Genomic DNA, 12294 nt, shown 5'->3' with positions numbered 1-12294 from the left:
TGTGCGAACGTTTCTTTCATCCAAGGGAAAAACAGAGCCTGTATGGACGACTCGAACCGAGTCGAGTGGAGCGCCCAGGCATGGGCTTGGGCAGACAGCGACACATGAAGTGTCGCGGCGCTGACGACTGTTTTGTCGGTGCCAAGGGTTCTGTGCAGAAGGAGAAGTTGAATGCCTTACCAACCGAATGACCTCCTGAGCCGTCATTTCGAAGAAAGCGGCCACGACCTCATCAGCAAGGTCGAAGAGCAACTCAACCTGGTTTCACCCAACAGCCCCAACACTCCGATTTACCGCGACATGATCCTGACCGTGCTGCGCATGGCCCAGGAAGACCACAACCGCTGGAACGCCAAAATCACCCTGCAAACCCTGCGCGAACTGGAGCATGCCTTTCGCGTGCTCGAACAGTTCAGGGGGCGACGCAAGGTCACGGTCTTCGGCTCGGCGCGCACACCGATCGAACACCCGCTGTATGGCCTGGCCCGAGAACTCGGCGCCGCGCTCGCGCGCTCGGACCTGATGGTCATCACCGGTGCCGGTGGCGGCATCATGGCGGCGGCCCATGAAGGTGCCGGCCTGGAACACAGCCTGGGGTTCAATATCACCCTGCCCTTCGAGCAGCATGCCAACCCCACGGTTCAAGGCACCGCCAACCTGCTGCCCTTCCACTTCTTTTTTACCCGCAAACTGTTCTTCGTCAAGGAAGCCGATGCGCTGGTCCTGTGTCCAGGTGGTTTCGGCACCCTGGATGAAGCACTCGAGGTGTTGACGTTGATTCAGACCGGCAAAAGCCCATTGGTGCCGGTAGTGCTGCTGGATGCGCCGGGCGGCAAGTTCTGGCAAGGCGCGCTGGACTTCATTCATCATCAACTGGAGGAAAATCGCTATATCCTGCCCACCGACATGAAGCTCGTGAGCCTGGTCTACAGCGCCGAAGAAGCGGTAGAGCAGATCAATCAGTTCTACGGCAACTTCCACTCCAGCCGCTGGCTCAAGCATCAGTTCGTGATCCGCATGAACCACAAGCTCAGCGACCAGGCGCTCGAACACATGCAGGAAGCGTTCGCCGACCTGTGCCTGAGCGATCACTTTCATCAGCACGCCTATAGCGGCGAGGAGCACGATGAAGCGCAGTTCAGTCATCTGGCGCGACTGGCCTTCAACTTCAACGCCAGGGATCATGGCCGCCTGCGGGAATTGGTGGACTATATCAACCTGCCGGAAAACTGGGCCGACTCCAAACCCCAGGCGCAACAGCGCACGCGAGAGCCGTCCAAGGTGACGTGAGGCAAAATCGAGGCAAAAAAAACGGCCCGCTATCGAAATAGCGGGCCGTTTTTATTTCAATCATCCATTCCCCGACCGCTGAACAAGCGGCCGATCATTTCCATGGAATATCCCCGATAACTCAGGAAACGCCCTTGCTTGGCACGTTCCCGAACGTCTATCGGCAGATGCCCGGCAAATTTGCGCCGCCAGGTATCTTCCAGTTGCTCCTGCCAATTGATACCGCTCTCGCGCAAGGCGAGTTCGATGTCGTTGCGTTGCAGGCCGCGCTGACTCAGTTCTTCACGAATACGCAAAGGGCCGTAGCCGGAGCGAGCACGGTAAGAAACAAAGCTTTCGAGGTAACGGGCTTCGGACAGCAGGCCCTCTTCCGTCAAACGGTCGAGTGCTGTGTCAATCATTTCAGGGAGAGCGCCGCGCTGACGCAGTTTACGCGTCAGCTCGACTCGACCGTGCTCGCGTCGTGCGAGCAGGTCCATGGCGGTTCGCCGCACTGCGACGAGTGTATCGAGTACGGCGGTCATCGGATCAATCAGATATCAGCGTCAGCCAGGTCATCAGCCGTCTCTTTGACTGGCGATGCTTTGACGTCCGGCGCCGGGGTCAGCAACTTGTCACGCAGTTGCTTCTCGAGCTTGGCGGCAATTTCCGGATTGTCTGCCAGGAACTTGGCCGAGTTGGCCTTGCCCTGACCGATCTTGGTGCCTTCATAGGCATACCAGGCGCCGGACTTCTCAACGAAACCGTGCAGCACGCCCAGGTCGATCATCTCGCCGTTGAGGTAGATGCCCTTGCCGTAAAGAATCTGGAACTCGGCCTGACGGAAAGGCGAAGCCACCTTGTTCTTGACGACTTTGACGCGGGTTTCGCTACCGACGACTTCATCACCTTCTTTCACCGCGCCGGTACGACGGATATCCAGACGAACCGAAGCGTAGAACTTCAACGCGTTACCACCGGTGGTGGTTTCCGGGCTGCCGAACATCACGCCGATTTTCATACGGATCTGGTTGATGAAGATTACCAGGCAGTTGGCGTTCTTGATGTTACCGGTGATTTTACGCAGCGCCTGGGACATCAGACGGGCTTGCAGGCCCACGTGCATGTCACCCATTTCGCCTTCGATTTCAGCCTTCGGAACCAGCGCGGCCACGGAGTCGACGATGATCACGTCAACCGCGTTGGAACGCACCAGCATGTCGGTGATTTCCAGGGCTTGCTCGCCGGTGTCCGGCTGGGAAACCAGCAGGTCGTCGACGTTGACGCCCAGTTTGCCGGCGTACTCAGGGTCGAGGGCGTGTTCGGCGTCGACGAATGCGCAGGTCGCGCCCGCTTTTTGAGCCTGGGCGATCACCGACAGCGTCAGCGTGGTTTTACCGGAGGATTCAGGACCGTAGATTTCAACGATACGACCTTTTGGCAGACCGCCAATGCCGAGCGCGATGTCCAGACCCAGAGAGCCAGTGGAGATAGCCGGGATCGCCTGACGGTCCTGATCGCCCATACGCATTACGGCACCCTTGCCGAATTGACGTTCGATCTGACCCAGGGCCGCAGCCAAGGCTTTCTTCTTGTTGTCGTCCATTAAAGTCCTCACGTAATCAATAAGGCCTGACGGCCAACACCTGTATAAGTAGCCAGTATTATTCCACAGCGTTTCAGGATCGCCTACCCCTGATTTGAGATTTCTCCAGCGGCATGACGCAGCAGCCCCTCTAGCGCGGCCTTAACCGTTTGTCGGCGGACCTCATCGCGGTTACCGGCGAAGTGCTGCACCTCGCTGAACACCTGCTCACCGACGCCCCAGGCCAGCCAGACCGTGCCGACCGGTTTGTTCGGCGAACCGCCATCGGGGCCGGCCACACCGCTGACCGCCACGGCAAAATGCGCCTGACTTTTTTCCTGAGCGCCGCGAACCATCGCCTCGACCACCTCGCGACTGACGGCGCCGACCGTTTCGAATAATTCGGGAGGCACGTTCAACTGCTCGGTTTTCTGTCGGTTGGAATACGTCACATAACCGGCCTCGAACCACGCCGAACTCCCCGGAATGCGAGTGATCGCCTCTGAGATGCCGCCGCCGGTACACGACTCGGCTGCGGCGACGTGGGCATTCAGAACCTGCAAGCGCCTGCCAAGTTCAGCGGCCAGTTGAGTGATTTCTTTCACGGTCATCTCCTGAGCGAGCGGAATGAGCACTACCGTACACGAGCGGATTGCGCTTGCAAGGCACAGGATCGGTCAAAATGTTATCGAGCGATGGCTCTGACATAGGCCTGGCAAGCCTGCAAGGCAATCAGTCCGTTGTCGCCGGCATCGGTGATGGCGATAATTCGTTGAGCATGCGCCGGGTCAAGTCGGGCTCGCGGGGCGCCATTATCCAGGCTGCGGGTGCTGGCGGAGGCTGGCACTGAATTGCCTGAGGCAACGTCGCCGGCATCGAGGAGGACTGACAAGCGCACATCAGCAGTGGCAAGACGATCGCGCAGGCGACCTTGATCACGTTGGGCATCGCTAAGCGCTCGGTAATGGGTTTGTTCGCTGGCCGACAGACGCTGCTCCAGCGCCAGACGCTTGTCCTGCTCGGCCTGTTGCTGCGTGGCGGCGGCCAGCGTCAGCTGATTCAGTGCCTCGGCATGCAGCCTGGCCAGCTCCGCGAGTTGCCGGCCATAGCGCCAATCCTGAAAGTGCCAGGCCAGCGCCGCCGATCCGCCGGCCAGCACTGCCAGTAACACAACAAGGCCGATCACCCGGTAAGAAATCGGCATCAGACCGAAGGCTGACATAGCACCGCCCTCGCCCGCGCCCACAGCTGCAGACGATCTTGCAGACCGTTAAGCCCACCGTTTATGCGCCGGGTGATGCTGTTGAACTGATCGCGGTCGGCCAGTTCATTGAGGCCGTTTTGCTCCCAGAACCACGCGGCTGATTCGGCGGCCCATTGGGGTTGTTCCAATAGCTGCGGAACAAACACCAAGCGATCATCGCCGAACAGTCCGAGGCTGCATTGGAGGTAGTTGTCACGACCGGTGATCTGGATCAGGCCTCGACCGCGGTATTTCTGCCCGTCACCGTCGGCTTCCAGCGTGTTGCCCAAACGCAAGGCCAAAGTGCCGGTGTCGTATTGGCTCAAGTATTGGCTGTTGCCCAATTCACGCACGTACTGCAACTGCCCGGATTCATGGCCGACTTGTGCGAGGAACGCAGCGATGCGTTTCGCCGTATTGATACTTCGATGGATCATGGCGCTGTTAAGGGCAGAAATGAAAACGCCCGCTTGGGAGCGGGCGTTAGGAAATATTTGTTGTAACTGAGCTGAAGTGAGAGACATGGGTCATGTTCCATTGGCCGTTGTTTTTAACCAGACAGGCGCCAGGGGTTTGCTGAAGTCTTTTGGAAAGTTGGCCGTTGAGGGCCAGTCACGCAGATCCTGCCGGTAATCCAGCAGTTCATGATATTGATCGCTGTTCAAGGTCATCGGAGTGCCCGCCGCTTGCTGATCGCGATCACGGTCGACCAGCCATTGGCTGGCGGCCAACGCTTGATCCCGCCAGGCTCGAGCAACAGTCTCTGGTTCGGGTTTCGCTTCTGAAGCACCGTCCAGAATCACAGGCAACGGCACACCACCGCTCGCCAACCATTGCTGATATTCATCCCAGAAACGGTGATGAAGGGGAACGGTTGCCCCGTCAGGCAGACGGATGACAGTGTCCGGATCTTGAGTAAGTTGATAGCTCATATGAAACCTCCTTAAAGTTCGGCGTCGGCGGTGACGTGGATGTAGTACGACTGAGCGATCAACCCGATATCGGAGTTATCCACCCAGACGCCGCGAGTCGAAACCCCAAGCGCCCGCGCATTAGCCGATGACATATCGTCACTTCCCGAACGCCATTGCCCAGCAACTCCCTTTGACGTGGTGGTATACAAACTGAGACTCGGAGTACCTCTCTTTTCAACCTTGAAAGTCCACTGAGCCAAGGGCTGTGAGGCGAACCCTGTTTGCCCCTGTTTCACTGTGGATATCAGTGCACCGTAGGGACCTGTCACGGTGCCCGGCGGCACATCCTGACTGTAGGTTTTTTCGTAATAACGCTGGCACATCATCAACTCATCGCCCGGGCTACGGAGCTCGAACGGCGTTGACACTCGCCCCTCTTCCAACTGAACCTGCGCCAGGTCAATGACTTGCAAAACATTCATAGGCAGGTCGAAGGACAGCCGCAGAAAGTCATTACCACTACTTCCTAATGACTTACCCGCCAAGGACGGAACTTGAATCGTTGCACTGTATCGGGACCACGAAGTCTTGAGTTGAAAGCTGCCCACCGGCGTCACCGTATCCACGCTACCGCCCGCACCGAAATACTGTGCGATCGTCACATTGATTTGACGCGCCGTGTCGGCCTTGGCCCAGAACGTCAACGTCGCGGCTCTTCCCGCCAAGGTCCTGACCGATTCGATAGCCTGGGAGATCTTATGTACGCTGGCGCCAACTCCCGCGGTGATTTGCTGCCAACGCATAAAGTAACGGGGTTCATTGGGGACCTCGGTCTGACCCAGTGCAAAATTCTGCCTGGAAATATTCACCCCGGCGCTCCCGTTCCAGTCGCAACGAAAACGGTCAGCAATATAGGCCCCGGTGTAAGGTCCCAAGTTGGCTGTCCCGCGCTGCCAGATATCGAAGTTGCCATTAATCAGCAGGTTTTTGCGATAAACCTGTACAGGAAAATTCTGTTGCGGGTCGAGTTTCGCCAACTCCTTAATGGCCAGGCTCAACTGATCCGTTTGATTTTCGGAAGGCATCAGTCCGGCAGCTGTGATGGTGTTGACGATTTCCTGGGTGACGGCATTGCCCCAAGTGGCAGGAATCAGGGAACCGGGGGTTCCGGCGACCGGGTTTTCATCGACAAATTGGCCGTTGACCAGCCCCGCGCTGGTTACGCTTTTTGGATAGTCCATCTTATCTACTCTGGTTGTAGGGCATAGAGGCTGTTGGGGTCACTCGGTCGAACCTGGAAGTTGCGGCCAGTCAATCTCAGCTGGAAAGGTTGCTTGCCGTTCAAGACGATTCAACTCAACGCTGTAGAGCTTCCACTCCATCAATGCCAGTTGCTCATCATGAGTGGCGTCACCCATATCTTCGGCATATTGAAGAGGGGCTATGCGCAAGACCGCGTCACCAAGCAGTGCGTCGCGCTTGGCCAGCAACTGATTCCTCAAATCTGCCAACCGCGCCTGTTCGTCCAACTCCCAGGTGTTATCGCGCCAGATATAAAACTCTCCCGGCCACGGAGCAGTAGTAAAGGTGTCGGGCAACTCCCCGAGTTCATTCCAGACCTGCCGGGCTCCACCTTCTTTGCAATAAACCACGCCACGCCGGTCAATCACTTCGCGCGGAACATCATTGACCAGCGCCCAGCTACGGCCTTGTTCCGCCGGAGGTAATTCAAATGAAAGCTCCACGGCATTACCAGGAAGTTGAATGCCGATACCCGGCGTCACAAAAAACTCGACAGGCCCGGACAAGGCCCCCGAGTTATCAATCAGATAATTAAACATGGACACCTCAGATAAGTTTGATGCGGCCGGGATAGGCGATGTTGCGAGGGCGGGATTTGAAGGCGAAAAGCAAGGTATTGGCAGCATCCATTTGGTAAGAGGTGCCCGCAGGGTAGATAGGACCACCGTTGCTTAACCCCGATACATACTGAATTTCCTCACGGGTATCTGCGCCAAATGCGGCTAGGCTATCGGACCATCGCGAACCCACCGCACCGCCACCGTTAGCCCCTTGTGCATAGGAATGGATCGAGCCGCGCTGGAAGGCGCCCATGGCCCGATCCGTATCAACGCCACGTCCTTCGTCCAGAACCCTCAAGAACTCCCCGCGGTTTTCAGGACCACGAAACGTCAACGCACCATCACCACTGGTCCACTTGCCTTCGTTGCCCACTCGCGCAGCCTCGGAGCCAAGCATTCCCGATTGTTGGGCGTGATCCCACAACCAAGGCCATTGCGCACGGTTCATGACCGTACCGTTGAGCGCCCCATAGCCACCGGGGCTGAGCAACGTGGTGGTTTCGAAAAACGGTCGACCCAAAGGGGTATTGTCAAACCGCCCCACAGGCCACCAACTACCGGCGCCATCGCTGCGCAAATGCCACCAGTCGCCGCCGCCCATCAACACCAGGAACGTGTAACCGGTCGCAGATAAATGGGTGTGAAATCTGATGCGATCAGTGCCGGCAGCCTGGATAACCAGTCGGTTGCCGCTGTTGTCCACGCGTCGCACAATGACGTCGCGAACGCCCATGGCAACGTTGGCCGGCGCAAGCGTGATAGTGGCGGCTCCGGAGCTGGCGTCAATCAACACCAGACCAAGTTCTTCTGGCACCAGCATTTTCGATGCAGCCAGTCGGGTGACCACCGAGCGCATCGGACTGGTCACGCCGATAATCGCCTGGATCGCCTTGAGCAACTGACCGTTGTCCGCTTCCGACGCGGCCATTCCGGCCCCGGCCACAACACCCAGAATCTCTTGCGTAACTGCGTTGCCCCACACCGCCGGAATCAAAGATCCCGGCGTACCGGCCACCGGGTTTTCATCGACAAACCGGCCGGCCACCAATCCGACACTGGGGATGCTTTTTGGATAATCCATCGTTCTGCTCCCTGTAATAAAGTCCTGCATGGCCATGGCACAACGGCAATGCAGGTCATGTTTGAAAAAAAACAAAAACACCCACGGAAGGGTGGGCGTTGGGTACAGCGGATATTTCGAATGGATTAGCCAGCGAGGTCGTTCGCCACAGCACGTATTGCGGCAATCGCGTCTTCACTGACTTGATTGGCGAGATCGGTTTTACCCTTGGCGATATGAACTTTGATTTGTTCTTTCGCTTTCAAACGAAGGGTTCGAAGTGTCAGCAGCCCCTCCTTGAATCGAGCTGCCTTGGCAATGATCTGATCTACCGCCTGCCTGGCGGTACGTCCTTTGACGACCCAGGCAGACACCGAGAGGGGCACCGCTTTTTTCGGATAGCCTTCGTCTATGTAAGCCTGAGCCTCGGCAGCGGCTTGTGCGTATTCCATGGCCTTGAGCGGATCACCGGCCAGAGCATTGCGCGCATAGTCCGCCGCCGCATCAACTCCGGCGCACAGGCGTTCGATGTTCAGCTGTTCCATTAGCGCGACTTTCGAAGCATCCGGCACCCACTTTTCTCCATCCCATGCGTGCGCAACAGAAGGTTGTGGGGGACGAAGTCCGTCCTCGAATTGATGAAGCTCTTGAATAACGTTCATCGAATCAGCTCCCAGGAAAAACTGATATTGACAGCGGCACTGAAATTGACCGCGATACCCGAAACATAGTCAGTCACGGGATGGTTCTTGATGCCCATGCTGAACAACAGTTCATCGCTGACGGCACTGGTCGAACCCAATGTGTGTTCCGCCTGGTAGGACTGCCACAACGAGCGTAATTGCGAATGGTCAAAACTGGCGGTCAGGGTGGTAACCGTTACATCGTTGACAAAGTTATTGGTGAAAATCGTACACGGCAGCGGTGTTGTCCAACCGCCGTCATGGTTGGAGCTGGTCGTCAGCGCCGGTGAGAGAAAGCAGTAGTTGCCACCCACCCAACCCGACAGCGCAAAAGCTACACCGGAGATATCCGTCGACGAGGGCGTCGGGTTACCGACGATCAGGCGTGCCGAACGCGCATGGGGATCGAGAGGTAGATAAATGGCGCCTGTGCCATTTACGGTTTGTGTCCAAGTGAGTCGCGAACGGTTGTAAATAGGGAACACTGACGGCACCGATCCAGGTGTGCTGCTAATGATCCAGGCGAGACACATGTCCAGCGGAGTCGATTGAAAACCGCCTCCCCCCGCCCCATCTGGCGTGCCTTTCAAGGAAGCGGGGGCAAGGTCATACAGACTGCCGCGCTGGGTATAGAACTTGAGCACACCCCCCACCACCTGAGCCCTCAAGAAATACCAGGCATTCGGCAACATCTCCGCACTGCTCCAGGCCTGGGTGGTAAACGTGCGTAACCGTCCCAACTGCCCCGCCACCACTTCCTGGCCCAGGCTGACCAACACCCCGGCCGGAATTGACACTTTCCCGCCGCTGGTAGACACCGCCATCGGAGTCACCGACAGACGCCCGTCAGCTGTAGCCACAGTGGGTGTCGGCAGCGAGCCAATCGGCAACGCTGAATCGAGATTCCAGCCCTTGGCCGAAACGCTCTGAATGGCTTGCAGCAATTGGTCATACTTCGTCTCGTCCGGTGTCAAATCTCCGGCCTTAATCACGTTCACAATTTCCTGCGTCACCCCATTGCCCCAGCTTGCCGGAATCAGTGACCCCGGCGTCCCGGTCATCGGGTTCTCATCGATAAACTTGCCGTCCACCAACCCGGCGCTGGGCACTTTCGTTGGAAAATCCATCTCTCTACTTCCTAGTCATAATTGATGTGCACCTTGGTATGCGCCGGGGCACTGCGGTGGATCAGACATTCCAGGGCAGAGCCCGGGTTCATGCCGAAGCGTTCGCCCCAGTAACTGGCACCGAAACGTCGACCGAGCAACAAACGCCCGCCAGTGTTGAGCGTCCACATGAACTGCACCTGCCATGTGCCAAAATGCGCCGCACCGAATCGTGCGCGCCCCATCCGCGGGGCTTCGTGTTCGGTGATGGTCGCGTTCGGGTAGCCTTGAGTGCGGGCGATCTCGATGTAGTAGCTGACGGCCTGACTGCCGACCGCGAGCAGTCGGCGGCGCACGGCAAGTCGTCGGTCGTCGAACAGCGGCGTGGCGCCAAGACACGGGTCGGGCAGGTTCATCACTCGCTCCCAGTCCGGCACCAGTTCGCTGACGCCTGCCGGGTCCATCTCGTTGAGCAGGTCGGCGGCGCGAGCGTCGAGGCGAGCCAGTTCCTGAGACACGCCTTCGAGGACCTCCTCGAGTTCCGGCACTCGTTCGGGATCCCAGGCCGGGCCGCTGGGCAGCAAACTGCGCAGTTGCGCCTGGTACTGCGCGGCGGTTCTGATCACTGCCATACGCACCCCCCGAAGGTCAGCAACTGGTTGACGGCGGCTTGCACATTGGCTGACGGACTGGCCAGTACATGATCGCTTTCACCCGTGGCGCTGCTGATCGCTTCACGGATGTGGCTGATCAGCAAGGTGTCACCCAGGCCGGCTTCGCGGTTGTGCAGATCGCGCAGTTGCGCCTCGACAGCGGCGCGGACAGCGCTGGTATCGGGCGTCAGACTCAGTTGATAGGTGACTGGCTTTTGTACCGGTGGCAACACGTGCAACTCGGCGGTAACCGGGCGCAGCGGTTCGATGTAGGCCTGGACTTCAGCCAGTTGCACGGGGTTGGGCAACGGTTGTGGATCGTCATCGCGCATGATGAACAAGCCAACGGTGCCTGGGCCCAGGTAACTGCCGCGGCACCAGGCACGGGTGACCCCGGGAAATTCCAGCGCCCAGGTTTCGTAATCTTGCGCCGAACCACCATGGGGGATGATGCGATAGGAACTGATCACCCTGGACCGCAGGGACTCCAGACTTTCCTGCGCGACACCACCGATCAATCCCGGAGCCTCAACAGTGAAGCTGCTGCCGACAATGCCCAGAATCGGCTGCACCGGAATCAGCGTCAGGCCGGCGTCGGCATTGCCCAGGCTGCCAGCGTCGAGCGCTGCGATGGTCGTGCTGTTGAGGCCATTGCTGGTGGTGCGTGAAGCGGTGACTTTATACGTGCGACCGTCGCTCGATTGCAGCAACGTGTCGACGTCCAGCACAGCACCGGCGCTGGCGGTAAAACTGACACTGCCCGTCGCCGCTTGCGCCGCTTTACGTGGCTGGTTCAGGCGCAATGCGGCGATCCGTTCCAGCGTCGACTCATCGGCTTTGTCTGGCAGAATCTGCTCGGCAATCCAGTCAAGGTAGCCATACAGACCATAAGCCGCGCCGCCGAGGGTTCGGGCCAGCACTTGCGCATCGGACTGGCGCAGCGAATCGCTGGCCAGGTCGCTTTGGGCGCGTTTGATCAGCACCGGCAGCGAAGGAGTTTCAAACGGCATAAATCACCTGCCAACTGTTATCAGGATTGATGTCCAGGCGCTCGCCGTCGGCCAGGGTCAGGACCGTGCGCAGGTTAAGGCGCTGGGCGTCGAGGCGTTCGCTGATGATGTCGATGGCGCTGCAATGGCCGTCATCGAGCAGCCATTGCAAGGCTTCACGGGCATAGAACTCGGCGTCCATCTGGGTCTGGCGGGTCAACTTGACCCGGCGCAGCAGCCACAGCCGCGAGCCGATCCGGTCGTCCGCCACTGTGGGAAAGGTGTCGCCCCACCAGCCGAAACGTTCTTCGTCATCGAGGGCATCGTCATCGGCGGCGCGGCGCCAGGTGAACAGGCTGATCAGCACTGAACGGGTCAGCGCGGCGTGGAGGTTCTGACTGATGAACATCACTGCCCTCCTGCCGGTACACCGGTCTGGCCATTGCCCGCCTGCACGCCGACGTGCACGTGCTTGATCTGGCTGATGCCGCCGGCAATCTGATCGCCAGTGGAGACGACCTTGCCCGTCTGATTGATCACCGGCGTGTCGATGTTTACGGCGGTACTGGCGCGGATATTCAGGGTCGCGGTTTCGATGTCGATGACCCGCCCGCGCTTGAAGTGGATCTTGTCGCCCTCGTCGGTGTAGATCGCCACTTCGCCCTGGGCCAGGGCCTTGAGGCGATAGCGACGGTCGGCGACCACCAACACGATGGCGTGGGAACGGTCACCGCCCAGAAACGTGGCGATACCTTCGGCGCCGGCCAGCGGGTTGCTGGTGAAACCGTAGGGTTCAAAGTGCTCCATGTCGTCGTTCACTTCGCCGGCGGTGAGGCGCATTTGCAGCGATTGAAGCTTGGTGGCCGAGTTGGCGAGCACGACGGTGCCGCGCGCCAGGAGGCGTGTCAGTAGGCTCATTGGGTTTCCTTC

At 58.7% G+C, this 12294-nt stretch carries 16 protein-coding genes; 1 reads left to right on the top strand and 15 read right to left on the bottom strand.

All coding sequences use genetic code 11. The features are described from left to right. Nucleotides 1–171 precede the first annotated feature (171 nt). Entirely contained in the window at nucleotides 172–1290 is a 1119-nt protein-coding gene (locus tag FBY01_RS10185; RefSeq protein ID WP_083374902.1) for a TIGR00730 family Rossman fold protein, read from the top strand. A gap of 56 nt (nucleotides 1291–1346) precedes the next feature. Here the strand turns inward: FBY01_RS10185 and recX are convergent, their stop codons facing one another. From recX to FBY01_RS10110, 15 genes are all read right to left on the bottom strand, one after another. Then, on the bottom strand, nucleotides 1347–1814 hold the full coding sequence (recX, locus tag FBY01_RS10180) for a recombination regulator RecX (RefSeq protein WP_010462714.1): 468 nt from the start codon (nucleotides 1812–1814) through the stop codon (nucleotides 1347–1349). Between the two features lie 8 nt (nucleotides 1815–1822). Next, entirely contained in the window at nucleotides 1823–2875 is a 1053-nt protein-coding gene (gene recA, locus FBY01_RS10175) for a recombinase RecA (protein ID WP_007907270.1), read from the bottom strand. Nucleotides 2876–2958: 83 nt separating this feature from the next. Next, nucleotides 2959–3459, bottom strand: coding sequence for a CinA family protein (locus tag FBY01_RS10170; RefSeq protein WP_010462721.1), 501 nt, complete (start codon nucleotides 3457–3459; stop codon nucleotides 2959–2961). An 80-nt stretch (nucleotides 3460–3539) separates the two neighbouring features. After that, on the bottom strand, nucleotides 3540–4076 hold the full coding sequence (locus FBY01_RS10165; protein WP_145307541.1) for a lysis system i-spanin subunit Rz: 537 nt from the start codon (nucleotides 4074–4076) through the stop codon (nucleotides 3540–3542). After that, complete coding sequence (locus FBY01_RS10160) at nucleotides 4058–4621, bottom strand: glycoside hydrolase family 19 protein (RefSeq protein WP_145307543.1); 564 nt, start codon at nucleotides 4619–4621, stop codon at nucleotides 4058–4060. The genes FBY01_RS10165 and FBY01_RS10160 overlap by 19 nt, the downstream gene beginning before the upstream one ends. Nucleotides 4622–4624: 3 nt before the next feature. Then, nucleotides 4625–5029: a phage tail assembly chaperone gene (locus FBY01_RS10155; RefSeq protein ID WP_010462727.1), complete on the bottom strand. Its 405-nt coding sequence runs from the start codon at nucleotides 5027–5029 to the stop codon at nucleotides 4625–4627. A gap of 11 nt (nucleotides 5030–5040) precedes the next feature. After that, nucleotides 5041–6252 carry a carbohydrate-binding protein CenC gene (locus FBY01_RS10150; protein ID WP_145307545.1) on the bottom strand — a complete coding sequence of 404 codons (1212 nt, stop codon included), beginning with the start codon at nucleotides 6250–6252 and terminating at the stop codon, nucleotides 5041–5043. 39 nt (nucleotides 6253–6291) lie between these two features. Further along, the gene (locus FBY01_RS10145) at nucleotides 6292–6852 is read right to left on the bottom strand and encodes a tail fiber assembly protein (RefSeq protein ID WP_145307547.1); all 561 of its coding nucleotides are present in this window, start codon (nucleotides 6850–6852) and stop codon (nucleotides 6292–6294) included. 7 nt (nucleotides 6853–6859) lie between these two features. Then, nucleotides 6860–7954 carry a phage tail protein gene (locus FBY01_RS10140; RefSeq protein WP_145307549.1) on the bottom strand — a complete coding sequence of 365 codons (1095 nt, stop codon included), beginning with the start codon at nucleotides 7952–7954 and terminating at the stop codon, nucleotides 6860–6862. Nucleotides 7955–8079: 125 nt separating this feature from the next. After that, a complete protein-coding gene (locus FBY01_RS10135) occupies nucleotides 8080–8595 on the bottom strand; it encodes a phage tail protein (protein ID WP_145307551.1) in 516 nt (171 codons plus the stop codon). Further along, nucleotides 8592–9743 (bottom strand): hypothetical protein, encoded by a 1152-nt coding sequence (locus FBY01_RS10130; RefSeq protein ID WP_010462737.1) that lies wholly within the window; start codon nucleotides 9741–9743, stop codon nucleotides 8592–8594. The genes FBY01_RS10135 and FBY01_RS10130 overlap by 4 nt, the downstream gene beginning before the upstream one ends. An 11-nt stretch (nucleotides 9744–9754) precedes the next feature. After that, a complete protein-coding gene (locus FBY01_RS10125) occupies nucleotides 9755–10354 on the bottom strand; it encodes a YmfQ family protein (protein WP_010462739.1) in 600 nt (199 codons plus the stop codon). Next, nucleotides 10345–11385 carry a baseplate J/gp47 family protein gene (locus tag FBY01_RS10120; protein WP_077748343.1) on the bottom strand — a complete coding sequence of 347 codons (1041 nt, stop codon included), beginning with the start codon at nucleotides 11383–11385 and terminating at the stop codon, nucleotides 10345–10347. The genes FBY01_RS10125 and FBY01_RS10120 overlap by 10 nt, the downstream gene beginning before the upstream one ends. Further along, on the bottom strand, nucleotides 11375–11773 hold the full coding sequence (locus FBY01_RS10115; RefSeq protein WP_010462743.1) for a phage GP46 family protein: 399 nt from the start codon (nucleotides 11771–11773) through the stop codon (nucleotides 11375–11377). The genes FBY01_RS10120 and FBY01_RS10115 overlap by 11 nt, the downstream gene beginning before the upstream one ends. Next, nucleotides 11773–12282 carry a phage baseplate assembly protein V gene (locus FBY01_RS10110; protein ID WP_010462745.1) on the bottom strand — a complete coding sequence of 170 codons (510 nt, stop codon included), beginning with the start codon at nucleotides 12280–12282 and terminating at the stop codon, nucleotides 11773–11775. Before FBY01_RS10110 ends, FBY01_RS10115 begins: the two co-directional genes overlap by 1 nt. Nucleotides 12283–12294 lie beyond the last annotated feature (12 nt).

This window comes from Pseudomonas sp. SJZ077, assembly GCF_007993905.1.
Taxonomy (GTDB): Bacteria; Pseudomonadota; Gammaproteobacteria; order Pseudomonadales; family Pseudomonadaceae; genus Aquipseudomonas; species Aquipseudomonas mandelii.
Note: the sequence above shows the minus strand (reverse complement) of the source record. Positions and strands in the feature narration are given on the sequence as shown.

Coding starts and splice junctions, on each gene's coding strand:
- FBY01_RS10185 (WP_083374902.1), top strand. CDS start 172: ATGCCTTACCAACCGAATGACCTCCTGAGCCGTCATTTCGAAGAAAGC.
- recX (WP_010462714.1), bottom strand. CDS start 1,814: ATGACCGCCGTACTCGATACACTCGTCGCAGTGCGGCGAACCGCCATG.
- recA (WP_007907270.1), bottom strand. CDS start 2,875: ATGGACGACAACAAGAAGAAAGCCTTGGCTGCGGCCCTGGGTCAGATC.
- FBY01_RS10165 (WP_145307541.1), bottom strand. CDS start 4,076: ATGTCAGCCTTCGGTCTGATGCCGATTTCTTACCGGGTGATCGGCCTT.
- FBY01_RS10160 (WP_145307543.1), bottom strand. CDS start 4,621: ATGTCTCTCACTTCAGCTCAGTTACAACAAATATTTCCTAACGCCCGC.
- FBY01_RS10155 (WP_010462727.1), bottom strand. CDS start 5,029: ATGAGCTATCAACTTACTCAAGATCCGGACACTGTCATCCGTCTGCCT.
- FBY01_RS10150 (WP_145307545.1), bottom strand. CDS start 6,252: ATGGACTATCCAAAAAGCGTAACCAGCGCGGGGCTGGTCAACGGCCAA.
- FBY01_RS10145 (WP_145307547.1), bottom strand. CDS start 6,852: ATGTTTAATTATCTGATTGATAACTCGGGGGCCTTGTCCGGGCCTGTC.
- FBY01_RS10140 (WP_145307549.1), bottom strand. CDS start 7,954: ATGGATTATCCAAAAAGCATCCCCAGTGTCGGATTGGTGGCCGGCCGG.
- FBY01_RS10135 (WP_145307551.1), bottom strand. CDS start 8,595: ATGAACGTTATTCAAGAGCTTCATCAATTCGAGGACGGACTTCGTCCC.
- FBY01_RS10130 (WP_010462737.1), bottom strand. CDS start 9,743: ATGGATTTTCCAACGAAAGTGCCCAGCGCCGGGTTGGTGGACGGCAAG.
- FBY01_RS10125 (WP_010462739.1), bottom strand. CDS start 10,354: ATGGCAGTGATCAGAACCGCCGCGCAGTACCAGGCGCAACTGCGCAGT.
- FBY01_RS10120 (WP_077748343.1), bottom strand. CDS start 11,385: ATGCCGTTTGAAACTCCTTCGCTGCCGGTGCTGATCAAACGCGCCCAA.
- FBY01_RS10115 (WP_010462743.1), bottom strand. CDS start 11,773: ATGTTCATCAGTCAGAACCTCCACGCCGCGCTGACCCGTTCAGTGCTG.
- FBY01_RS10110 (WP_010462745.1), bottom strand. CDS start 12,282: ATGAGCCTACTGACACGCCTCCTGGCGCGCGGCACCGTCGTGCTCGCC.